Annotated in this window: 16 protein-coding genes and 2 pseudogenes; 9 read left to right on the top strand and 9 right to left on the bottom strand. The window is 36.8% G+C overall.

Features of this window, described 5'->3' with window-relative positions; all coding sequences use genetic code 11:
- The 3 genes from I2483_RS12005 to I2483_RS12015 form a co-directional block, all read left to right on the top strand.
- Positions 1 to 5,273 (top strand): fibronectin type III domain-containing protein (locus tag I2483_RS12005; RefSeq protein WP_481886341.1); only part of this gene is annotated, 5,273 nt, incomplete at its 5' end.
- A gap of 880 nt (positions 5,274 to 6,153) precedes the next feature.
- The gene (locus I2483_RS12010; protein WP_207277444.1) at positions 6,154 to 6,666 is read left to right on the top strand and encodes a hypothetical protein; all 513 of its coding nucleotides are present in this window, start codon (positions 6,154 to 6,156) and stop codon (positions 6,664 to 6,666) included.
- An 826-nt stretch (positions 6,667 to 7,492) separates the two neighbouring features.
- Positions 7,493 to 9,181: a peptidoglycan DD-metalloendopeptidase family protein gene (locus tag I2483_RS12015; protein WP_207277445.1), complete on the top strand. Its 1,689-nt coding sequence runs from the start codon at positions 7,493 to 7,495 to the stop codon at positions 9,179 to 9,181.
- Positions 9,182 to 9,299: 118 nt separating this feature from the next.
- On the opposite strand, the gene I2483_RS12020 is transcribed toward I2483_RS12015, so the two are convergent.
- The 5 genes and pseudogenes from I2483_RS12020 to I2483_RS12040 form a co-directional block, all read right to left on the bottom strand.
- Positions 9,300 to 9,938 (bottom strand): hypothetical protein, encoded by a 639-nt coding sequence (locus I2483_RS12020; protein ID WP_207150891.1) that lies wholly within the window; start codon positions 9,936 to 9,938, stop codon positions 9,300 to 9,302.
- Positions 9,939 to 10,256: 318 nt separating this feature from the next.
- Positions 10,257 to 11,117 carry a hypothetical protein gene (locus I2483_RS12025; RefSeq protein WP_207277446.1) on the bottom strand — a complete coding sequence of 287 codons (861 nt, stop codon included), beginning with the start codon at positions 11,115 to 11,117 and terminating at the stop codon, positions 10,257 to 10,259.
- Positions 11,118 to 12,205: 1,088 nt separating this feature from the next.
- Positions 12,206 to 13,665: pseudogene (locus tag I2483_RS12030) on the bottom strand (IS1182 family transposase).
- A 297-nt stretch (positions 13,666 to 13,962) separates the two neighbouring features.
- Positions 13,963 to 14,580, bottom strand: a complete 618-nt coding sequence (locus tag I2483_RS12035; protein ID WP_207150889.1) for a DUF6241 domain-containing protein — start codon at positions 14,578 to 14,580, stop codon at positions 13,963 to 13,965.
- A 119-nt stretch (positions 14,581 to 14,699) separates the two neighbouring features.
- Positions 14,700 to 15,053 carry a hypothetical protein gene (locus I2483_RS12040; protein WP_207150888.1) on the bottom strand — a complete coding sequence of 118 codons (354 nt, stop codon included), beginning with the start codon at positions 15,051 to 15,053 and terminating at the stop codon, positions 14,700 to 14,702.
- 584 nt (positions 15,054 to 15,637) lie between these two features.
- Here I2483_RS12040 and I2483_RS12045 point away from each other — a divergent pair.
- The 4 genes from I2483_RS12045 (at position 15,638) to I2483_RS12060 (ending at position 18,204) form a co-directional block, all read left to right on the top strand.
- The gene (locus I2483_RS12045; protein ID WP_207150887.1) at positions 15,638 to 15,994 is read left to right on the top strand and encodes a hypothetical protein; all 357 of its coding nucleotides are present in this window, start codon (positions 15,638 to 15,640) and stop codon (positions 15,992 to 15,994) included.
- Between the two features lie 1,325 nt (positions 15,995 to 17,319).
- Positions 17,320 to 17,844 (top strand): sigma factor-like helix-turn-helix DNA-binding protein, encoded by a 525-nt coding sequence (locus tag I2483_RS12050; RefSeq protein WP_207150886.1) that lies wholly within the window; start codon positions 17,320 to 17,322, stop codon positions 17,842 to 17,844.
- Positions 17,845 to 17,857: 13 nt separating this feature from the next.
- Positions 17,858 to 17,989: a YvrJ family protein gene (locus I2483_RS12055; protein WP_346267726.1), complete on the top strand. Its 132-nt coding sequence runs from the start codon at positions 17,858 to 17,860 to the stop codon at positions 17,987 to 17,989.
- The gene (locus tag I2483_RS12060) at positions 17,989 to 18,204 is read left to right on the top strand and encodes a hypothetical protein (RefSeq protein WP_207150884.1); all 216 of its coding nucleotides are present in this window, start codon (positions 17,989 to 17,991) and stop codon (positions 18,202 to 18,204) included. The genes I2483_RS12055 and I2483_RS12060 overlap by 1 nt, the downstream gene beginning before the upstream one ends.
- Positions 18,205 to 18,653: 449 nt before the next feature.
- On the opposite strand, the gene I2483_RS12065 is transcribed toward I2483_RS12060, so the two are convergent.
- The 4 genes and pseudogenes from I2483_RS12065 to I2483_RS12080 form a co-directional block, all read right to left on the bottom strand.
- Complete coding sequence (locus tag I2483_RS12065) at positions 18,654 to 19,019, bottom strand: hypothetical protein (protein ID WP_207150883.1); 366 nt, start codon at positions 19,017 to 19,019, stop codon at positions 18,654 to 18,656.
- Positions 19,020 to 19,416: 397 nt separating this feature from the next.
- Positions 19,417 to 20,559 (bottom strand): reverse transcriptase domain-containing protein, encoded by a 1,143-nt coding sequence (locus I2483_RS12070; RefSeq protein ID WP_346014176.1) that lies wholly within the window; start codon positions 20,557 to 20,559, stop codon positions 19,417 to 19,419.
- Between the two features lie 317 nt (positions 20,560 to 20,876).
- Positions 20,877 to 21,503: pseudogene (locus tag I2483_RS12075) on the bottom strand (reverse transcriptase domain-containing protein); the annotation flags it as partial.
- 71 nt (positions 21,504 to 21,574) lie between these two features.
- The gene (locus I2483_RS12080) at positions 21,575 to 22,210 is read right to left on the bottom strand and encodes a hypothetical protein (RefSeq protein ID WP_207150882.1); all 636 of its coding nucleotides are present in this window, start codon (positions 22,208 to 22,210) and stop codon (positions 21,575 to 21,577) included.
- Between the two features lie 298 nt (positions 22,211 to 22,508).
- Here I2483_RS12080 and bacL2 point away from each other — a divergent pair, with 298 nt between their 5' ends.
- A complete protein-coding gene (gene bacL2, locus I2483_RS12085) occupies positions 22,509 to 23,198 on the top strand; it encodes a BacL2 family protein (RefSeq protein WP_207150881.1) in 690 nt (229 codons plus the stop codon).
- Between the two features lie 323 nt (positions 23,199 to 23,521).
- Positions 23,522 to 25,795, top strand: a complete 2,274-nt coding sequence (locus tag I2483_RS12090) for a glycoside hydrolase domain-containing protein (protein WP_207150880.1) — start codon at positions 23,522 to 23,524, stop codon at positions 25,793 to 25,795.
- The last annotated feature ends 2 nt before the right edge of the window (positions 25,796 to 25,797 follow it).

Here is a 25,797-nt window from a genome sequence, read left to right on the forward strand (position 1 = left end):
ATTCTGAAGGGGAATGGTCAGAAATTGGTTCAATTTCACTAAATAATATAGATAAAACCGCCCCTGACATATCTTTAACAGCAAGCCCTACCACGCTTACAGCTACAGATGTAACAATCTCGGCGTATATTCGCGACCTTGAGAAGGGAAATTTCAAGACACCCGAAAGCACTAGCATCACACAAACACATACATTTACAATTCCGGGTTTGAAAAAGTTAAACAAAGCTTCAGTAAGTACCGGAAATGTAGAAGTAGTAAATGTAGATGGAGATAAAGTGACAGTTAATGTATCTGGAGGTGCAAGGACTAGACAAGAGCAAACTGGGGGGGAATATACACCAGCAGATACCCAATACGTGACTGAACAGACAGCCGCAAATTATGATGTCGGGGGATATAAAGGAACTCTAACACAGTATGTAGCCAGTGGAGAATACTTGAGCGAAGATACTAAATATATCCCAGATCATCCGACACCAACTTTTGATGTCGGTGGGTATAAGGGAAATCTAACGAAATACTTGTATAGTGGTAAGTTAACCCCAGGTAGCGAAAAAAGTATTAATAGCTTCCTAACCCCATTTTATAGTGACGCACAGGGGTACTCGGGATGGTTAAGTGAATGGGTATATTATTATCCTTTCTTTATGACTATCGAAGAATATAATAGTGGAGTTAAATTCCCTAACAGTATAAGTATGGACACAATATTAGATTATGCTTATGCAAATGAAAAATGTTCAAACTCAAACAACCCATTGAGGGGAATACAAGCCACTAAATGGGCTGGTGGTTCACCGACTGTTTATACTCCGGGTTATAACTGGGGTAATTCATGCGGAGGTATAGCCTATGAGTACTTTTTCACAAACGGGGGGCATTTCTCAACAGGTAGGACCGTTATGTCACAAACCTACCAATATAGTCTATATTCTGGGACAGTAAGACAACCTGACACAGATACCAGAATCTATAAATATCGAGGGGATGTTACTAGACCTGTAACCGACACTAGAGTGTATAAATACCAAGGTAATGTAACAAAACCAGCAGTGGATACACGAACATACGATGATTTATACCAATATGAAATTACATTAGATTTTGAGAAAGTTGTCCCTGTTCAAAAATGGGCTAAAGGGGAACAATCTAAGGATTATTTTAAATCAAATGGGAAGTCGTTTTTTGAATCCGCGTTTAAAGTAAGTGAAAATGCAATTTATACTGTTTACGCAAGTGATGTAGCTGGTAACGATGCAGTAGAAACGATAACAATCAAAAACATTGATGATATCCCACCAACAATTAAATTAACAGCAAATCCTACAACCCCGACAAACCAAGATGTCACGATTACTGCTGAAATTGAAGATTCAAGTGACATTCAGGTTAAGAAGTGGATGAGTGGGTATCAAAATATATCTTTCTTTAATGAAGGTGGAAATGAATTCTTAGACTCTTCGTTCAAAGTATCGGTGAATGGTGTCTACACTGTTTATGCAAAAGACGAAGCGGGCAACGAGTCTATTCAAACAATTACAATCACCAACATTGATAGAATACCACCTGCAACACCTATACTTTCCGCATCAACATCAGGTCCGACAAACGGAAATGTTTTTGTCACCATTACCTATCCATCTGATGCAAGCGTCAAGCACTATCGGATTAACGGTGGGGCTTGGACATTGTATACGTCCGCTGTACCTATGACTGATAAGGGTATAGTAGAAGCAAGAGGTCAAGATACAGCTGGCAACTGGTCAGAAATCGGCTCAATCACGATTAGTAATATTGACACTAATGCCCCTGTCATCAAATTGACAGCAGATCCAACTACGCCTACGAATCAAGATGTAACAATAGCGGCGGACATTAAGGATAATGAAAAAAGGAAGGTTAACACGTCAGAGAGTATAGTGAGCACTCAAATAGAAACGTTTACTATCCCTGGATTGAAAAAGTTAAATGGGGCTAAGGCTGATACAGGAAACGTTGAAATTGTTAGTGTAGACGGAGAAAAGGTTACTGTGAAAACTTCTGGAGGTAACCCATCAGGACAAAAACAAACAGGTGGAAGTTATATACCTGAAGAAACAAAATTTGTAACCGGACAACCAAGTTCAAGTTATAACGTTGACGGATATAAAGGTAACTTGCAAATGTATTTATATAGTACAAACAACATTCCGGGACCGAGTAAAGTATTAGTAAACCAATACTATGGGGAAGGATGGGCCACTGCACTCTACACTAATACAACATGGGAGCCAATGCGTATAACTAGTATTACACAACACTTCAGTCAAGGACCTACACCCTATAGTGATGCTGAAGGATACACTGGAACAGTACAAATCACAGCGTACCCAGGTGGTGATAATTGTTATTCTCATAATTATGGTGTGAATATGCAGTGCTCGATTGCCTACAGCCTTTATGCAAGTGGCACTGTCAGTAAACCAGGAACAGTTAGTAATGTATACAGATACAAAGGTAATGTAACAAAACCTGCAGAGGATACAAGAACTTACACAGACACTTATAAATATGAAGTGACGTTCGATTACGAAGCTAACGTACCTGTACAAAAGTGGGCCAAGGGTAATCAATCTGTTGAATTCTTTAAAAATGGCGGAACGGATTTGTTAGTTCCGAATTTCAAAGTAAGTGAGAATGATACTTATACTGTTTATGCTCAGGATTTAGGAGGGAACGAAACAGTCGAAACTATCAATATCGGTAACATTGATAAGATTCCGCCTACTATTGTACTAAGTCAAACTCCTGAAAGACCTGTTAATGTAGACATTACAATACGGGCTGATATTACAGATAACGTTGAAATTGCTGAGAAAAAATATGCTGCAGGAACGAGAAATGCTGAATATTTCGCGACAGCCGGTGAGATATTACCAGGAAACAAATTTATTGTTACAGATAATGGAGCATATACAGTTTATGCTCGGGATACTGCCGGCAATGAAACGGTAGAAACTATCACAATTAGTAACATTGATAGAGTTGCACCTGGAAAAGCGACATTTTCTATAAATCCATCAACCCCAACAAATCAAGATGTTCTTGTAACGATTTTTTATCCATCTGATGCATTTGAGAAGGAATATAAAATTGGGGAAAATGGTGCTTGGAGACTGTATAGAGAACCAGTAAAATTGGTGAACAATAATACAGTGTTTGCTCGTTCAAAAGACAGAGCAGAAAATATGTCTGAAGAAAGTAGTATTGAAGTCACAAACATCGATAAAACACCTCCAACAATTGTTTTGACGGATGCAGCTACTGAGAGCCATGTTGTGATAACAGCAGATATTAATGATGTTGGGAGCGGTATTGATGTGAAGAAGTATGCTGCTGGAAGAAGGGCCGCCTCATACTTCGAAACTGAGGGTACTATTTTAAGCGGTAACATATTCAATGTAACGGAGAATGGAACATATACCGTGTATGCAAAGGACAAGGCAGGCAACGAGACGGTTCGTACAATCGCCGTAATAAAAATGCCGATTACTTCGCCAAATCCAAATCCAAAACCCGATCCGATTCCTAATCCGAATCCCGGGACGTGTGTAAGCGGTCCTAACGGGAATGCGTCAGGCGGCGGTCTTTCATTTACAGGATGTTCACCGGAAAAAATTAACACGGTAACAGTGCACACGCCAGTCGTTATGTACGCGAGAGCTTCAGATGATAAAGAACATGACCAACGAACGAATCCACCGGAACGTTCAACACCAGCAAATCCAAACAAGGATCGACACGCGTTCATTCTTGATCGTCCGTTTACAGTTAAGCTTCCAACAAGCGGTCAGCATTTGGATGATGGACTTGCACCAGGTTATGGAGAACGAGATTTCTTGAAATATGTAGAAGAGAAAGAAGTCAAGTTTCCGTTTGATGTTTATACGGAAACAAAAGAAGGTTTCTATCCGAAAGGCACATGGATAAAGATTCCGAAAAGTATTGAAGCATCGACGTTCTACTTACCAGTGTGGGTTCCTGAAGGTCCCTATACTGTTGAATATCGTTCAATTGCAATTAATGCGCCAGGAGCTAAACCGCAAGATGTACCGAAAAATAATCTATCAGAAGGAATGCAGGAACATCATGCAAACTTAAACCTAGATTACCGTACTCCGGATGAAGTCATGCAGCATCATATCGCATACGATACAATCGAAGTAGATGTAGTTGGTAGGTTGTACGATTTCCGTGTTACCGACATTCTTGATTACCAATGGGGTTCTGTCTTCCGGAAACAGGAAGGATTAATAGAGCATACAGGTAACAACTATTGGGTAGGTAAGAATGCGATTGATGGTGGGCTTCGTGGCAATGAAGATCCTTTCGCATTGCCTATACGACAGGGCAGCCATCCAGAAGGATATAAGAACGTTGCTGTCAAAACGGGCTATCAATTCAAATTCGACATGAAAACCAAGGGCAACATGTGGAATGTGGATGATGCAATTAGAATTACACCATCGTTCTATTTTGTGAATAAAGATGGTACTGGCCGTCGTCCTGTCGATATTTACTATCATACTGATGCCAAATACTTCACTAAAATCGGGTCTGAAAAAGATTTGGAATACAGAGAAGTTAAGTTAAATGAGCCTCTTCGAAATGTGGAGCAGAAACAGCTTTATGACACATCTAAGTTTACTTATCGTAATCCAGATGAATATGGTTTCCGTTCTATTGTAGATGAATCGTTAGAATCAACATTTATTCGAAACTTTGAACGCGACTATTCGAAAAGAGCAACTAAGACCGGTCCATATGGTAACCAGATTCTTAACTGGAACCTCCGAACGTTAATTGGACCAGATGAAAACCAAGTGCCATCTGGCTCAATGGTTTCACCTAAAGATGCCAAAGCGCGAGAACAGCAGTGGTACGGCGAATACAGTTTACCAGCTGATATCTACGTGGTTGATCCGCTCCTTCATCCTGATATTGCGGGATATGGCGTTGAACATCGTCTTACGAAGAAGTCACCTATTTTTCTTCAAGACGGCTATGTAATCGTGAATTTCAACATTGAAACGATAGATAATAAGAATACCGAAAAACCACATTTGCAGTATCATAAAGGTCCATTGGCGAATCAGTGGAAAATGGAAGGGTTTAAATACAATTTCATCGATCCATATGATCGTGATTTTAAATTGATTGATGGAGATGTCATTTTCTATCATGGTGATCAATCGAGTTATGATGATTATAAATCGTCCGTAACACATTAATGTGTAGTATGACAAAAAAGATCTTTACTTAACAAAAAAGTTCTTTCCTAAATGCCCCTAAAGTAATAACTGCTTTAGGGGCATTTTTCTAAAAGAAAAAAGTTATGTTACAGTGGCCAGGGTATAATAAAGCCAAGCATTTTCAACAGCTATCTTGAGCGCGAACTTCTAAATAAGAGAAGCCTCTACACTCATTGTTAAAAGGGGAATCCTATTCTGTCACCATATGAATATTGGTTGACAACCAACTAATCCTTTCGTATGATTAAAATAGAATTTAATTAACAAATCACTCGAGGGAGAACCTCACGTGGATACCTTTTCAGGTATTTATGTGAGGTTCTTTTTTTGTATTTTACATCATGAAAGCATTGAATTGTAGGTTCAGAAGTCAATTTTTTCTCATTCACTGTTTGTGTGATATTAAAATGTACTGAAGGGAGTGTCAAGGCATTGAACAAGGAAGACGTTGCTAGAAATCAAATACTTTATCAAAGAAAAATTATCCACGAAGAATATGTTTTTAACAAAGAAGTACCAAGAAATAAATCGATAAGGGTAAATAACTCTGTGACTAATACCGTAAGGGTGGACCTAAATTCAAAGTGATCACCCCATATCAGATATGTATTCACATCTATCTTCTTTATATCAGGTAGCAATTTTGCAGCTACTTTGTTACACAGTCGATTGGGTTAATTGAAACCCTTCTAAATTTTTTCTTTCATTAGCTGGAGGCGGCATACTTGGATTTATTATTGGCACGTATTTAGATACCGCAATTGCATATAGGAAGCAAACTACTCAAGAATTTATTCGGATATGTACAGGTAACATAAAATCAAAATCCATGAAATTTAGGTTAAGGAGGAAATAGTGAGTGTTAAAAATAATTGATGCAATTGAAGTAAGAGCTTGTGGTGTATTTAAAGATACTCATTCAGCAAAAAAATTTAACCAAAAGATAGGGGATGCTTTACAACTCCATCGATTACGTACAACTTTAAATTTAGCAGAGTTTAAAACAACTTTTTTTCAACTAAATGCTGACGGTGCTTATCTTGAAAAATGTTGTGGAATTGGAAATGTGAAAATCAAAATCACGAAATCGCCGTTCCACGCAGTACAAGGATTTGCAAGCTGGAATACAGAAAGGAACAAATACGTTGATTTAATTGAGAAAATTGATAACTGTGAAGTTTGGAATAAAGAAATTTATAAGGTGTCTTCACTTTTAAGTTTAAGGGAAGTTGAAAATTATGCCGCCAACCCGTTTAAGTTCATATTCATCAGAAATTTTGGGGCGGTAAACAAAAGCAATATTGATGAATTTAGAAAGTGCTTTGCAGAGTCAATTGTACCAATCGAAAATAACTTCTATAACTTCTCATAAATTTCATATTAAATTGGAGCGGTAATAATTGATGCTTAATAATACACTAGACCTCATTTTAATAGTTCTTTGTAGCTTTATCATGACCCGTGCATTTCATGAATGGCTTGAATATGACCATCCTATTATGAAGCGAACTGTTTGGTATATACTGTTTCCCTCATATCTAGTTTTTCTTATATTTGGCGTAGTTCATCTTTTCCTGGAAACACCAAATATAACTATTTTATTTTTAAGGGATATTGGATTCTCATTTTTCATCTACTCAGGAATACTCTATGGAATTTTACTAGTAGTTTTGAAAAAGGCTATTAGGACAACTAATTAGTATAATTGCTGGTTATATTGGATTGTTCATTTATCAATGCAGGAAAGGTGGAGACATAAATGCAAAAATGTAAGTGCGGATTGAAAATGAATTATTGGTTTAATGCGATGGAAATTCATCACAACTTATGTTTTCAATGTGATAGTTGTGGCCGACTTTTGAAAAGAGTTTCTTACGGCACTCAAACAAAGAATCTGTCAAACTTTTATGTACCTCTCATGTTATTCTCGTCAATTTTTTTTACGACAAAAGTATGGCTTGAACCATAAATCGATCAATTGTAGAAATTCAGGGACACCCTAATGCTTGGTGAAGGTTCGCATTCTAAATAAAACCAATTAAATTCTCCATTAAATAGAACCAAATTACTAAAATAGAATTTGAACTCTGTGAAAATATAAAAGTTGTACTAAAAGGTATTTATTCCTTTTAAAAGGAGGTAGAATTTTGCGATTATTTTTCGCTAATCGATTAAATTATAGGTGGAAGAGTACCTTCTTGATTACAATACTACTATATTCTTTTGTCCTCAACACGCCTCTAGTATTTGCCGAAGATATTACAAACTTACAAGGTGAAAAAAAGTCATTAGATGAAAAGAAAAAAAACATACAATCAAGTATCCAGGGTAAAGAAACATCAATGGATTCGAATAAATCGAAAATGGAAGAATTACTTTCTCAAATCCAATCCATGAATCATCAAATTGATGATTTGGATAATGAAATTTCCCCTCTTGAGTCTGTGATTTTAAAGGCCATAGAAGAAATCGAGACCTTGCATAACTCAATTGTTGGTCTAGAAAATAAAACTGCTGTACGAGACATAGTGCTACGAGAGCGTGTACGTGCGATACAGGTAAATGGTGGTTCTGTTAACTATATTGACGTACTTATTGGAGCAAATAGCTTTTCGGATTTCATTGATCGATTCACTTCAGTCACAATACTACTTGATGCAGACCGTAATATTATGAAGCAACAGATGTCTGATCAAGAACAACTGCAGGCGATTCGAGAAAAGCTCGATCAAAGACTAACAGCTCAGAGAGACAATAAAGCTAAATTACAGGAAAAGCGTTCTTCCCTTGATTCATTAAGAGCTGAAAAAGACCGGCTCATTGATGATTTGGAAGTTGCACAAGAGCAATTAAGGAACGAAAGAAATGAGCTACAAGAAGAGTATGAAGAAACACATAAGATGAGTTTAGATGTTGAAAAAGAAATACTTGAGGAACAACAGCGTATTTTCCGCGAAGAGCAAAATCGCATTACGTCTTCATTTTGTCAAGCCGATGGTGAATTAGATGAGGGGGGATTCGTTAAGCAGTTTAACAAAGCAGGCGTTCTAATAGGGAACGAGCATCTGTTCATTGAGATTGCAAATGAATATAACATCGATCCGGTAGTAATGGCAGCTATTGCATTCCAAGAAACGGGGAACGGAAAATCAAATGCAGTTGTTCACTATAATAATCCAGGGGGGTTAATGGATCCAAGTAGTAACTGGTCATCATTACTTAAGTTCGACTCACTTGAAGATGGATTGAGATCAATGGGGAAAACGTTAAACCGCCTCATACATAAAGAGGGACGGGACACAATCCAGGAGTTAGGGAGTGCGTATGCTCCGCTTGGCGCCGCCAACGATCCACTTGGACTTAATGAATACTGGGTTCCAAGAGTGACAAAGAACGTCGAATCATTTGGTGGGCTGACAATGAATTGCGAAGCTAATATTGTGGACTACTATCCGAATTCCTCATCGACAACTGGTACTTGGACAAGCCCAGCGACTGGAAGACTCTCCTCCCAATTTGGAATGCGCACGCATCCTATAAAAGGAACGGTTAAGCAGCATAGAGGTTTGGATATTGCTAACAGTGAAGGTACCCCTATCGCCGCTGCAGGCACTGGAGTTGTTTCCCAAGCGGGTTGGCATAGTACCTATGGGAATATGATTATGATAACTCATGTAGTAAGTGGCGAAGTGTATACGACTGTCTATGCCCATTTATCTAATATTAATGTAATCGCAGGTCAAAATGTCAGTAGGGGACAATCGATTGGTAATATGGGGAGTACTGGATTGTCTACAGGTCCTCATCTTCATTTCGAATTTCATGTTGGATATTATTCAGTCAGCGGGCCAAGCGCCGTAAATCCATTACGTTATGTAGCATTTTAATGCTACTGCAAGAGAAGAGGATATGGTTAGTTTCTCCGTTAAGTAGGAACTCTTCAATTTGTATAATGAAGTATCTTTCAGCAACAGGCGGCAATCGTAAAAGTCGCCTGTTTTTAATTTATTCTTTCCAGTGATGTACGATGAACTCCGTTACCGTATCCTGAATCTTGAGTGCACTATCCTTCACTTCGTCGATCATATACGATAACAATGAAGCCCAGGAAAACTCTTCTTCGTACGGATTATCGGTGTTAATATACTTCAGTACCTTCTTCAGTTCCTTCATTCGTTCTTCATCTATATTTTCTTCTAGGTATCCCCGTACAAATTCATTAATATAATCGCCATCTCTCAAGCTGGCATCGAGTAGCAGCGCGCAAGCTCTGGCAACTGAACAATTCAATGCATACGCTAGTACAGCAAGTTTTTCAATCATATCAGCCTTGAACTGTGTCGATAAACGTTCTGTCTCACCGGCGGGCATCCTCTTTTTTACAGATACTCTGTTTATGTCACCTAAATATAGTGTATTGTCTATACGAACAGTTCGACGAAAGTTCTGAGACAAATAACTAACAACTTTCTTTTGTCCGATTCCATTAATACAGATCTTTTCTATAACACTCCAAATCGGTGTATTTGTAATAAAAGATAGTCGTTCAATTGTATTAGCAAGAGCGTTTAAAACAGTGGGTTTTACGTCCGTTTTTTTGTCACTCCGTACTTTCCTAATCTTTAGTTGCCCTTTCCCGCTCAATTAATTCCCTCCTATCTTCATGATATCCTTGGGACACTGTCTTATTGTCCCAAGGATAATACCACCATATGAGAAGTGGGGGAGTCTTATGTATACTAATCAATCATTCTGGCCATATTGAATGTGACAGGTTAGGAGGTGTACGAATTGACCAAGAAAACTGTACAGGAACATGCGAAAGGCATTCGAGATAATGCGAAAAAATATGGTATTCCACTAAAGAAGAAACCAAAGAAGTGAGTCAGGAACAAATCCCGACTCACTTCTTTGTGATTCTTACTCATCTGAAATAAAAAGCTAGTAAAAAATAAATAAGACCTAGAATTTTATCTTGTGTATTTCAATTAAATCAAACATAAACGGAATGTATAATTCACCTAATATTCTTACAGTCGTTTCATCTAAAAAACCATTAGCTAGTGAAGTCATCTCTAAAAAATCATTTCCTAAAAATGCTGTTTCACATTCCATATTTTTTAATTCATCTCTATAAAGTTCGAAGTCATTAGCATACAATTGGCATATGGAGACACGTCCAAGATGATTAAAAATCATGCCTAGTACATTATTAAGTGGATAAATATTATCTGCAAAATTTTCATTTGAAATATGCTGTCTAGTTCCATTACGGCATTCCAAAACATATTCTAATACGGTTGTATTTCCAGTGAATGTTTCAATGGGCTGTGTTAGAGAAAAAGATATTTTGTCATCAATAGAGTCTACTCCTAACAATTTTAATAATTCTATTTGTGCAGCATGATACTCCGTAAAACCACGATTAGCAGCATATAACCTAAGGTCCTTGGCTGAATAAGTGATTACATCATACATATGAGTAAACTCGTGAAATATAATATAATCTTGGTTACCTTTAACAATATCCTTACTAACCTTTAGAGTGTGTTTATCAGATACAACATCATAATTATGAGATGCAATAACATTGAAGTTAGTCTGATTTGATTCATCTTCAATTAAAATAAGTTCATAACTAGGCATTTTTTCAATATCCATAAACTTTTTATAAGATGTAAGAGATTGAGTAAGATAACTTTCTACAAGCAATTTTTCACGATTCATAAAGGATACCTCTTTTCCATACATATTTGCATACAGTAGTAAGCTCCTCTGAATTTTAACATAATACCCCGCTTTGGTTGTTAGGTTTCCTCTCATTTAATTCCATCCCTACTTCAAGATATCCTTGGGACACTGTCTTATTGTCCCGAGGATAATACCACCATTTGAGAAGTGGGGGAGTCTTATTTATACGAATCAATCAATCTGGCCATATTGAAAATAACAGGTTGGTGGTGTTCGTTTTGTTCGAGAAAACTGTTCAAGTACACGCTAAAGGCATTCGAGATAGTGCGGAAAATATGGTATTACACTAAAAAAGAAACCAAAGAAGTGAGCCAGTACTAATTTTTCGATTCACTTCTTTGAACGTATTTATCGTGACAGGCGTTACGAATAACCATTACTTGCCGGGCACGGAATGTAATACATATGTAATACATCAGGATTTAAACTGCAATACTGAGGAACAGTTTTGAGAAATACCTTTAGAAAATTAAATATAGAAAAATACTGAAGGGCTAATTTATAGCTCTTTTTTCTGGGGATATTTATTAGCTGCGATTATTAAATTTGGTTAAATTTGTTGTTCCTAGTTAGCATTCGTGTCGTTCATAGACGGTTTATCTCAATTGGAATTATACAGAAAAGTGGGTAAAGTGCTTATAGGAACACCTACATGGTTCTATTTGCGTAAAATGCTGTCTTATAAATTAAATACGTGAAATCTATTTTCCTTTGTTGATTGAATCAATTTCATAATGCGTACTTTTAAAAAATCGTTGAAAGACAGAATTTCAAATGATTTCTTAAAAAAACGAATGAAATTGTTGATAATGCAATAGATATCTGAAGTTGGGTAAGTCGTCAACGGCGAGTTTACATGCGTTATACGCAATATGAACCAAGTAAAAAATAGACTTTAACTTTCTCACCTATCTTAATGTTATAAGATTTTCGGGGGATAGGGGGCAGCGCCACCTAATGAGTTTGGGTGATAACATAACAAACAACATAAAGACAAAGTAGAGATAGCAAATTTGTACTTTATGGGGGAACGAGGGAACACTTCCTAGCTATATTTTTCTTGAAAAAAAAACCGCCTATAATTTATGAGGCCACTGAAAAACTTACGTTTTTAAATTTTACAAGACGGATTGAAATGTTGCCTTTTTCTTTAGTATTTCTCACTCTTCTTCCTTCATCAAGGTTAGTATCCGTTTGAGATTCACTGCGAATATAGCCATGGCCCCCTGCATCTGCATACCAAATAGACCCGCGGAAGTGGCTACATCATACCCGTGTCTGTGCTTTAATTCACTATTCTTCGCTTCAATTTTATAACGGGCTTTCGCTTTCTCCTTAAATTCCTCGCTATTTTGAAACGCTTCTTGGTCCTTATGTTCCGTCGATTTAATCGTCACCGAATAGGTTTTACTTTTGGCACCATCTTTATAGCACCCTTCTTTAAATGGACAAACCTTACACTTTTCTACATCTAAATAATAGATGTCCCGCTGATTTTTTCCGACATTCTTCTTACCTTGACGAGCCTTTCGAATAGCCATTTGTCCAGCCTTACAAACATACATCCCCGCATCTTTATTGAACTCAAATTCATCTTCCTTCGTACGGCATCCTTGTGTAATTTGAGGGTTTAATTTCGATACAAGTTCAAGTTCATTTTTCTTGGCATAGAGAATATTATCTTTTCCAGAATAAGCAGTATCCCCAAGTATTGTTTCAATTTCCATACCCGTGCCCTGGCTTTTCTCAATCAATTCTTGCAAGTATTTCCCGTCGCTTTTCTCCCCTGTTGTCACAATCGCTGCCGTAATCATTCGTTCATCATTCATCGCAATATGCGTTTTATAACAAAAGAAAGAAGAGTCCTCCGTTTTATGACCGACACGCGCATCTGGATCTGCGGAAAAATGAAGCTGCTCTGTATAATCTTCCACTATTTCTTTTAAGACATTTAATTTTTCCTGAACAGCGGGAATTCGAGCAATATGTGCTTCCTTTTCAACAACTCCAATGACTTTTTGACAATAGTCTAGCTCATGCTGAACTTCGTTAGAAGTCGTTTTAGCAGGGAACTTTTCCTTCATCGATTCATCAAACTGATAGACCGATTTTCGGAGGTTTTTCGATTTCTCCATTAAAAATTCTTTCCCGGATTTTTGGTTATAACGTGATTTCGTATGCGTAGCATCCACGATAATTGTTTTACTTTTAATCAAGCCTTTTTCAAAGCAATCCCAACAGTCTTATCAATTAGCATGTCTAATAAACCTACGTCGTGGAGACGAAGCTTACGAAACTTTGTCAATGAACTAGAATGAATAACTTCATCTTCCGGTGCCATATCAAGAAAATACTTAAAAGACATATCATATTTTGAACGCTCGACAATATCCACATCTGACAAATCAAAAATGGATTTCAGCAATAAATATTTAAACATACGAATCGGAGGTACTGCATTGCGACCGTTATCATGGCAATACTTACTTGCCAATTCTTCGAGAAAGACCGTGAAATCGACAAGCTCACCAATTAGACGTAGCCTATTATTTTTTGGCACAACGATATCATAGATCGCCATATATGGACTGAGGTTAAGGGATTCTTGATTGGAAATCATCGGGACACCACCTGAATTTAGTCCTTTCATTATACAACAAAAATGCACGCCATTTCTCAATCAAATCAAGAAATGGTGTGCTTCATGTAAATAGGATGAACTTATGAAATTCGATTTTTCAGCGTAGGCGCCTTACAGCGGTAGCCGGAGCCATAAGACTGGCAGTGGTTTTCTGCCCGGCTTATGGTGGGAGGCATCCGCAAGCGCCGAAGCGTGTTGAGTAGGTTCACTAGCTTAAGTTACCGTGAAAGGACTTTTTCAGTGGCCTCTAATTTATAAGCAGGTTTTTTACTGACTTTATTCTATTTCGCTACTTCCAAAGACTTCACTTACCTCTTTGGCGAAAACTCTGAATATATAATTTATCTCTTGTTCCTTTGAAGCTATTCCTGTAGCTAAACCTTCAGGTAGTTTCGATTTTTGCATAACCATTAAAAGATTATGGTCATCATCAACTGTTGAAAAATCACCTTTTTTCCAACGATTTAATATATCTAGATACGTTTCATGATGCTCATATAAATCTTTATTTTCTTCGACCATCTGTATCAAAATGTCAATTCTTTCCGGCGTTATCATAATCGAACCTTCTTTCGATTTGGCGACAATCTTTTGGTGCGACATCTGTTGAATCACATCTTCTACTAAACTGTAAACGAAGGGTTCGTCTCCACTTTTCCATACATCTATCTTTTGAGAAAACAAAGGAGTTTCCCACCCCATACCTGACGTATCCACTATCGATACAAACTTCTCTTTTTTATCTTCTTCGCTTTCTTTTGAATTGCTAACTAATCCATTCTCAGCGCGTTCAGACTCTTCTTTTGCATAGTTCTTTTCCATAATTAAAAACGTACCGCCTACACTCAACATCGCCGTCAAAACAACTAGAACTAAAATATGAATCAACTTCATTTTTTTACCACCTCTTTTGAGAATTACCTACAAAAATACCATATCAACTCGATTATGTAAAATAACAGCGAAAAAACGAAAGCCTCCAGTTAATCGGGAGGCTTTCGTTTTAATTATTATTACTTGTAAAAGATGTGAGTAGCGCTCCCACCAGCCGGGTTTGTATAGTTGGTGTTAATGTAAAATGCCGGGACAATTCGATAAGTGTAACCTGATGCAACGTTAGAAAATGAAGAGTTCTTATTAGCGCCATTAGAGTTCCACGCACCGATGTCCTTAGAATCGACTTGAACCCACGCATCCGTGCTAGATGCTTCACGTTGTAGAATTAAGCGTACAACACCGTTGAACGGCGTCTTCTCGCCCCCTGCCCCCTCTAGTGTAACACTAACAGTTGACCCACTATTACTAGTACAAGTGTGGACAACAGGAGCACTTGATGCTAGTTGTATAAAACCTTTTGAACATGCCATAATGTAGTTCCTCCTAATATAATATGATTTTTGTTGTTATTGATTAGCTAATCACTCAACACTATATATAGGGGATTTTCTTTTATTTTTAACAACCTAATTCAAAAATTTATTAAAAAATAGTCTTTTAAGTTTGGTCAACTTCGTATTTTTCAAGATTTTAACCGACTTTTCATACAATCTAAGACGAAATAAACTCCTTAAAATCACAAAAAATTTGTTGGACAGTACTATCATTCAGCGAATCGAGTTAAAGAATGGATAGCATTCAAGCGAGTTCATAATATAGAAACCCACTACGAAACTTTAGGAATAATGCAAAATTACATTAGAGTATGATGGATAGACAAACTAACAGGAGTAGTAACATCACAATCCACATTAGTTAAGTGTTATAATTCAGATATAAAGAGCCTGGAGCGCCATGGGATAGCGGTTAAAACAAATATGAGATCGTACCCTACTATAGATTTCAACCCAACAGGTTACTGTGCAACACCCGTAATAGATTTTGTTAATTATTTAAAAGAAAAATATCTTTAGGGGAATATAAATATTCTTAAAAAAAGAGGAGTGTATGAAAATTGTTTTATAAAAACCAATATCATGAAGAATTATATAATCAATTTACTAGCATATTGAACAATGATGACACCTATTACAAATCATTTGCCTTCGTAGCTGCAGCAATAGAGAAAAAGGGAATTATGACCGCATTAGACGATTGCAATATTGATAAGGAATTATTATTAGATATGTCGAAAGCATGGTCGAATTCTGAAAGAGCAATGCTTGAAATTGCGTGGCAATTGTTTAATGATGTAAATCTATATGAAATAGAAGGTGAAATTCAATTCCCGACCATCAAATCCCTATTCAACTCACTGGACAGTGAAAATTTAAAAGTGGTAATTGAAGCGATTGGTATGAAATATTTTTAACTGTTAACAATGAAAAGTTGTTACGCTCGATTAAGAATTTCCAATCCTGCAGGACTGGATGGCAGGTAATACAAAGTTCGACTGTAAACAATCGACACAGAGGATGAGAGTATCTTTAACATTAATGATTATATAACGCCATAAAGGGCGGCAGATCAATTTGGGTTCCCTCCGGAGACTGTGAAAAACAAGACCAAACCTTCTACTGCAAATAACGAAGAAATTGAACACATGATTAAAAATGGTTTCATTAAATATTTTCATAAACCAGGAGGAAAGAGTGGATTATATCGACGGGTGCTATGGAATTTTGGTTCTTGAAGAAAGAATTAAATAGTAAAACACAAAACAATGCTCGCCTTAGTGGTGAGCATTGTTTTGTGTTTTACTATTCTACTCAATTAAGAATTCCCAAGTTCAAAGAGGTACAACCATTCCGTGAATTCAGGGACTTGGCTCGAGTGAGAGAAATTACGCCAACGAAATCCAGCAAGATCTGTTTCTTGCTCTTCCCTTTCGCAAATGCTCAATAATAATTAAAACTCACTTAAGAAACAAAGTATCGCAACATTTTGCATCGCAAATTCATTTAAAATATCGTAATTTAATTTTAAATCCATTCTGGTAACAACGCGGTATAATTGACTCACAAATTAAATATAAGGCGACTTCGGAGAACCCTCGTGCAACAGCTCTAAAACCACGGTTTTAGTCTTGTTACGCGAGTTTTTTTAAATTAAATATAAACTCCAAATAAGTATGGCTTACATTCTTTCTCAAAGTTCTTTTCCAAATAGTTCATTGTCGTTTTAATCTACTCATGACGTCGATCCCCCGTTATCCCCATAGATTAGTGGTGGAGGGAAGGGTGCGTATCATTTACGAGTTTTGCGGGCTGTCTAAAGGGGAATTGGTTTTGGGGCATATTGTGTCGAATATAGAAACACCGACCTTCGCTGTAATATGAGGGCAGCGTGTATTGGTGTTAGGGTATTAGTAAATTTGCATACTCTTGTCGTTCACCTGATTAAACCCTCAAGTCAATATCGCTCCTCATTTCACTTGTATGCTGTCACAAAACGCACAAATCATTACACATATAACGGTGTGTGGTACCTATAGGCCATAGATTTTTCGAATATTCGTTCCTAGCTGGCGTTTTTCAATGTCCAGCAGCTTTTTTTAAGAGATGAGATTATATATCATAAAAAAGTTCATTTTTGCTTATTTAGTTGTTGTTTAGAGAGGTAATTGCTCTTTTTAAAACAACTGTTTTTTTAAACCAAACGAATGTGAATATTTAACAACAGGAAAGAGGTAGAATTATGTTCGAAACCGATTACGTTTTAAATAATTTTCTGTCAATAGATGAAAATGCGGAGACTTATAGAAGCTACATGGAAAACCCGACAAATGGGACAAGAGAAGAGTTGGACAAGCAATTTAAAAAGTACTTTTATAAGATACGGTGTATTAGCTATTTTATCAAAATGATTCACTTCGAAAGTAAGCATTTTGATATAAAAGAAAGAAAACACAGAAATAATTTTGTTTTATCAATAGATAAAGAAAACGAGAGTGGTTACAGAAATATTGAGTTAATAGCAGATCATCAGCATTATAAAATGGATTGTAAGGGGAACTTAGAACATGAAATAAATGACCCCGTTCTATACAAAGCTTTTCAAAGATTAACTGACAAGCAGAGAACACTATTGCAATTTATATACATGGATAATATGAAAGACACTGAGGTTGCAATATTTCTTGGGATATCTCAGCAGGCTGTAACTAAAGCTAAAAGAAATGCCCTTACAAGACTTAGAAAGGAGATGTCGGAAGTTGTATGAAGATACTATAATGATGATAAGCAATTTAGGTTTTCCTATAGCTGTAACCGTTTATCTTCTTATTCGGTTTGAAAAAAAAATCGAGACATTAGAAATTGCTCTTAATAAACTAACAAACGTACTATCATCCAAGGAGAGAAAATAATGGTAGACTTAAAAGAAGAAGATATCGAATTTATTATTGGCAGAGTTCAGCCTAAGATAGCAGCCTCTTTATCTCAAACAAGTTTAAATAATAGAAAAGACCTTGAACAAGATTTAAAAGAAATGATCATACGTAAAATTAAAGAAGGTAAAATAGACAATAATGTCCCCGGTTTTTTTGAATATCTCCATACAAAAAAGGAAGAACAGTTGTAACTGTTCTTCCTTTTTTGTATTTCCGACATGAGCTATAAGTCGATGTTGAATCAAGTTGAAACCCTTGAAAAATAAACAATAGGACTACAAATTTGTTATTATCTTTGTCTTATATCAATAATTCTCTTTCAAATGGACCTGTGGAAACTACACCATTAAGCTCTGTGTAGTTGCTATTTCGATAGAATTCAATTCGCATAAATCTTCTAGGGCTCACGATGTAAATGTAACATATTCTTTGTTATTGATGAGTCTGACCATAATCCTACGTTCTTTGTCGCAACACTCTGCCATACTTCAATTTGCACATTCTAATTTGTATCGAATGTTTCCTATGTATGGCCAACCTTCAGGAGCCTCTCCCTCATTTGAATTTTGATTATAAATATCCGATTAATTTATCGCGAATAAAAAAAGGAGAAGGAATAATTCCTTCTCCCGACATTCAATTACCGAATCCAAACTTTGCTGTTTTGATGATAATCTTGTGGTTTGTTAGTATTGGGATTGAAACCTTTGTACACCATTCGAATTCGTAAAGGATTATCTTCCTTAGGAATGTTTGGGAAGTCACGATTAGATGGGCTAGTATTCGATGTATAACCAGTGCGAGTGCCAATAGGAATCCAAGCGTCATTGATTGCACGTTCCAGATACATCGTCCAGTTCGTATTTGCTGATTGTCCATGACCGCCCCCCTGTTGTTTCACTGCAATAGATACATCCACCGTAGAACCATTTTGATTTGTTTGTAGTGTTATTAAGTGGTCGTATAAGCCTGCGAATACGATGATTTCTTGAGCTGTTGATGCCATAATTAATTACCCCCAATATTTTTTTGTTGTCAGAGTTTATTGCCCTAACACTTTATAAAGGGAGATTTGATCTGCAAATAACAACCTAACTAAAAAAGAAGTTCATTCTATAATGGATGAACGATTGAATACCATTGAATGGAGCTTAAAGATTTGCAAATTTTTTTTTTGTGCAGCGTAAAAATGCAATAATAAATTCACACCCAAAATCCGTTAGGTGAAATATTGTTAAGCTCAATGTAGCTGGCCGAAGGGTCTATAGTGATAGGTAAGCCTTTGAAGTTATCGCCAGCTTTTCCCCCACTTCACACCGTACATGAAACTTTCACTTCATACGGCGTTCCAACTAATCCAATTCATTCAATATTTATATGTATTTGCAAGATGAAATGTAGAATCAGATTGCTTCGTTTAGGCATTGCTCACGCAATTCATTGACCTTTTTAAGTTGCTTTTCATTTAACTTAAGCATATTTAAAAGCGCTTGTATTTTCTCTTGATTTTTCATATGAATGAGACGATGAACAGGTTGGTATACTATCATTAAATTTCCGTATGAATCATCTTGTGTTAGATGAAATGGTATTTTATGATGACAGAGACAATCGTTCCGTCCTAATTCAATTCCTGTAACGGCACATTTCCCGTATTGTGCAATAAATCGGCTAATCCGATTGTCGTTATATTCAATAGACCGACTTGGTATATATAGCTTCATCACATAAGCGAGTACTTGTTTATTAATTGCCCGCAAATTTTGGTGGATTTTATTTCTACCTACGGTAGTGTAGTTACAGATTGATTGAGAAAAATTAAGATTCACCTTACAACGTTGGGCATGAATTGGGACAAGTACCATTCCTTTTATTTTATAAAGTTTACATTCATAACCCTTATACCGTTTCTGTAAGGTTTTTGTGAGTTCCTGAAACGTTGCTTCTTTCCTCATTTCCCTTAAACGATTGAATAACGCTTTATTAAGACGACCGCTCAGCTTATTTAAGTCTAATGTGATGTGCGATGCTGCGGAATAATAATTCTGTATTCCCATTATTACCGTATTGAATCGCCAAACATTTTCAGGTGATTGGTGTTTCTGAATTACCTTTATTGCTTGTTTAAGCTTTATCTGTGCATTATCGAGTGACTTTTTGGTCATATGTGATCGTGCAACGTAAAGAGTTCTTTTATTCGTCTGCTTCCGATGTGCCTTAAGACGAAATCCTAAAAACTCTGATGAGTTTTTCTTTAAGTTGACCACTTTTGATTTTTCCTCACTAATTTCAAGGTGAAGCCTTGTTTGAAGAAAATCTTTCACTGCATAATGCATTTTTATCGCTTGTGAGCGAGTGCGACAAAGAATTTTAAAATCATCAGCGTATCTTACAATATAGCAGTGTTTCAAGTTCGATTTTTTCAATGCATTGTATCTGCCAGCATACGATTTATATGGCTTTCGTGTTTCTAGGCTTTCCCATTGATTACTAACCCACCAATCTAATTCATTTAATACAATGTTAGATAACAGGGGCGATAATATCCCCCCTTATGCAAAGAAAGTAATTATGCGAAGTAAACAGTATCAATCCTATTGTTAAAGGATATCGTCCCTATTTACTTTGCATAATATATTTGATCCCTTACTTCAATAATCCTGAAAATCTACCCGAACTTTTTATTTTAGTTCCGATTGTTGTACTTTTCCTGCTTTAACAGGATTGACTCCAGAGTTTTTTTGAAATAATTATGCAAAGTAAATTAAATTGAAATACCGTACTTACAAGGTTTCCTTCGATTACTTTGCATAATCATCTTCTTTGCATAAGGTGGATTATGCGAAGCTTTGCATAAGCCCCCTTGGGGTGTACCTTTGGTTGGGAATCCTTCCCCTATAATTTCAGCTTTTAAAAGACGCGAGATAATAGAGAGTAGTGCCTTATCACGAATACCAAGCGACCACATTTGTTTTAATAGTTTGGCATGATTTACATTATCGAAGAACCCTTTAATATCGACGTCTACACAGTGATATAAACACGCTCGATTAATGAGCGTCTCGAACCTAGCTTTTGCATGATGTGTACTGCGATTCGGTCTAAAACCATAGCTATGTTTGTAAAACTTTGCTTCACAAATTGGCTCAAGCACTTGAAGAATACACTGTTGGAAAAATCTATCCCAAATGGTCGGAATCCCTAATGGACGTGTTTTCCCATTTGCCTTCGGGATAAAAACCCGCCGAACGGCTTTGGGTGTATAACGTTCAAACATTCGTTGTATCGTTGATACAACTTCCACTACGGACAATTGACTTATATCTTCAATCGTTAATTCATCATATCCAGCCGTTTTACTGCCGGTATTTCGTTTAATATTACGATAAGCTAATCGAATGTTTTCATCGGATTGCATTAAATCGAGTAATCCATAATAATTTTGACCATCAGCACTTTGAGCGTATAAAGAATCAAAATGATATTGCATATCATAGTACTCATTGTGCCTCAGTTTCTTTCGTTTTAACAAGTCGGTGGCTCCTACAGCCGCCTTCTTTGTTATTCCAAGTTGTTTAAAAATGGTTCAATTTCAGAAACCTTGGCCCCGTTCAATAGATGAGTAACGCCAAACGTTTCGCCTTCCCCGCCATGATTGAATGCAACGTCAAGGTCGTTCACCAACTGACTAAAGTATTCGAACGCTTGTCGCATATCATCGTCGCTCGGTTTCCATTGGTCGTATAGTGATGTGTCTTCCTTCGCTAGGCCGTACGAGTCTAGATGCGACGTGCGGGAAAATTGAAGAAGCGATATGCGACCCTCAAGCATATTCAAATTACTAAATTCTATTTCTAGTTTAGCGTCACCTAAAAAGGTCGGAGTTTGGTTCGGGTATGAGTCCATGACTTTTTGTGCTTTCAAGTAATATTCGAACCCTTCGTCATTGTTAGCTTCTTTCAATCGAGGGTCGTCCAACGGTGCGGAAAGCATAGCATTCATTTCTGAAAGCCACACGCCGATTTCCTTGTCGTACACTATAGCTACAGGTTCGTTCGATTCCTTTGAAACTTTGTCAACCTTTATGCTCTTTATTTCGTCACCGCTTGCCTTCGCTTCTCCCGTGTAATCACGTAAACCCACGATTGCAACTCCAATCACAAGAATAATAGAACCTATTAATAGTTTGGATTTCATGTAAATTCCCCCATTCAGATTTATGCACAGTATACCAATAATATGTAATCACGTATACAAAAGGACGCCAGTTTGACGTGCCGTGATTTCGTTTTATATCACAAGTTCCCGAAGAACTGCGTCTAGATTATTATAATAATCCGTTTTATTTTTATATCTATTAAGTTCCTAATTGGGACTTTCTTTTTTTTGCTATAATATAGAACTAGTGTTCGAGAAATTCTTTCGCAAGTGTCACAAACAAGAAAATTTAGCCACATTTCCCAGTGTACAACTAATTTGGGGGGGCGGTGGTTACATGAGGGAAATAAAAAGAGAATGTTTTTGGAGTGATCTTGAAGAAATGGCGGGGATATATAACGATGAAAATGAAGTATTAAAGAAAGAAATAATTCTATTAAACATATTCGAAGAAATGAAAGGTTATATTTTGAAGAGTGTGAACAACGCTTATAAGAAAACCGCAATTTATGGTCTTGTAATACCGAAGGAAGATTTTGAATCAAGGTTCATGCAATACCTTTGGGAAGCAGTTGAATCATTTCAAGGTGACGGCTCCACTTTCAAAAATATTGTAGTGCGTCGATTTGATTTCGCTGAAAAACACACATGGAGACAGTATAAAACAAAAGGCAACGAAAATGACAAAAATGGTATTTCATACGAATCCGCTAGGCTTATTTCGTTGGATAGAAGAATTGATAGTGCTACAGAAAGTGAAAGAACACTTGCAGACATTTCAATTAGCGAAGTGTACTCTGCTGAGGATGAATATTTTGATCAAATCGAAGTAACATCGATTATCTCTGAATTTAAAAAAGTCAATGAAAGATATGCTAATGTAATTCAATTCATATCACTTGGTTATAAAGGCGCCGACCTAGCAATTGCTACTGGTGAAGGAGATTCGAACAATCCGAAATTTCGAAAACTGGTACAACGATCAAAAGAATCATTTGCAAAATACTTGATCAATAGAGCATCTTAATAAGATTTATCGTGGACAAGCACTTGAAGCCATTTAAGGAGTAAATAATGGGCCAGCGGTAAAAAGTGCTGTATGAAGTCACAAATCGCTTTAATCATTACACATATAACAGTGAAAGGGCCCCTCACTAAAAAGATGAATTGGTGTTATATAAAGCCGCCAATTGTCGAAATACTCAAAAAGTAATTAATTACTGTTATAAGTTCAAGATATACCCTTCCTTTAGGATGGTCGAACTTTTTAACGCGGACAAGTTGCTCATATATAAAGGGATATCAAATCTGCAAATACTTAAAAAAAATTATTAAAAGGGAGAGTTAACAATGGATGAAATGGTATTAAGAGTTCAAAAATGGCTTAACCAAGAGTATAGTAATGATCCAGGATTTGAAGTGGTTTCGCTAACCGGAAAAACAGGTTGGTCAACGATGTATGCTTTAACCCGGGCGTTGCAGATTGAATTAGGAATACCTAATCCGTTCAATAATTTTGGGGATGGAACGGCAGCTGCTTACAATAAGTGGGGAGAAATGCAACTTGGTTCAGTTCCTACTGATTCGAAAGGGAAGCAAATTGTATATATACTTCAAGGGGCTTGTTACTGTAAAGGGTACAATCCAGGGGGATTTGATGGCAATTTCGGTGATGGGCTTAAATCCGCAGTACAAAAACTACAAACTGATGCCGGATTACCAGTGAGGGACGGGAAAGTTTATGATTATGTGTTTAAAGCATTCTTAACCATGGATGCTTATGTCCTCACCGCAGGGGGCAATTCAAGAATTAGAGACATTCAACAAAACCTAAATTACAGTTACTACAAAACAGCGGGTGTTCAACCTACTGACGGCTTCTACCAAAGAAACACAAACAAAGCTCTAATCTACGGCCTACAAACAGAGATAGGCATTGCCCCGAATAACCAAACAGGTTCGATTGGACCGGCTACGACAGCTGGACTCCCTACGTTACTAGTCGGTAGCCGGGGCAATTTCGTGAAATTATTTCAGTATGCTTTGTATGTTAACAACTATGACTCGGGAACTTTTGATGGCATATATGGAACTGGTGTAAAATCAGCTGTTACTGAATTCCAAAAATTTGTTGGATTAGATGCAGATGGTATTGCAGGGAAACAGGCCTGGTTATCCGTTCTCACCAGTTCTGGTGATCCTAATCGGAAAGGAACAGCTTGTGATTGCATTACTGAAATAACTCCTGCTAGAGCTCAAACCCTGAAAAACGCTGGATACCAAACCATTGGAAGGTATTTGGTAAATGTTCCAGGAGGCTTAAATAAGAAAATTCAACCTGGAGAATTGAAAACTATCTTTGATGCTGGCTTAACTGTCTTTCCGATATATCAAACTAATGGTGCTTCATCCGCATATTTTGGTCCGCTCCAAGGAGCCATTGATGGAGAACAGGCTCTAATCAGTGCTCAACAATATGGATTTAAAGACGGTGCAACGATCTACTTTTCGGTAGACTATGATGCATTGGGTGGAGATATTCCAAAGATTTTAGATTATTATCAAGCCATTATTACAGTTTTAGGTGGTAAATATAGTGTCGGTGTATACGGTCCGCGTTCGATCTGTATTGAAGTTTCTAAATTAGATGGGATAAGTTACAGTTTTGTAAGCGGGATGTCTACAGGATTTAGTGGGAACTTAGGTTATCCACTTCCTAAAAATTGGGCATTTGACCAAATTCTAGAATATGCAATTGGGAGTGGTGAAGGTAAAATCGCTATTGATAAGAATATCAAATCAGGTAGGGATAATGGACAAAATTCAGTTACTACAGCACCTTCTCTAAACGACGCTTTTTTAAACAAAATGGACGAATTGCAAAAACTCGCTGCTAAAGATGGTAGCGGTGTCAGCAAACAAAATGATAGCTGTTTAGATTACCTTCGAAACGAAAGATTTAATGGGGCTATGTGGGTTGCTATAGCAGGCCCATTAGATGCAACTTTCGTGGAAAAAGCGGCAGGTGAATTTGGGTTAGCACGTGATTTTATAGAACCTATCGATCCAGAATCCAAAAGCTATATTATCGATCTAGCCCATTTGGCTGCAACCTGTGATTCAGTGATTTTAGACGAGGGTACCTTTATTTCTGATTATGCGGGATGGGGAGGCGATCTATTAACAGCTTTAAGGGACTCTATTAGCCTTGTAGAGAGTGGTAGGTACGACACAATATATGAGGCTGCATATGCCACTATTGGTGGTATAGGAGAAAGCTCTTTCTCTTATTCTGATCTTTTATCAGATATAGACGGATATAATATTGGTATGGATATTGTGAAAAATAATAATTCAAAAGGATTATCTGAAGTAGTAAGGAATTACTATTCAAATGGTTGGAAGAACAGGTATTCCAAATTCTATCAAGAAAAATTTGATTCATCACCTGATATTTTATATGGTAAGGCTGATGGTTTAATAAATGGTGATAACCCAACATATTTAAGTATAAGACAAGCTTTTAGGATTAAATTCAATATTCCTTATTATACTCCAGAAATTGGTCAGATAGTTTGTGAAGCTTGGAGAGATAAGTTCTTAGTACTTCTAGGAAGAGAATAAAA

Origin of the sequence: Sporosarcina sp. E16_3 (assembly GCF_017347125.1) — a bacterium.
Taxonomy (GTDB): domain Bacteria; phylum Bacillota; class Bacilli; order Bacillales_A; family Planococcaceae; genus Sporosarcina.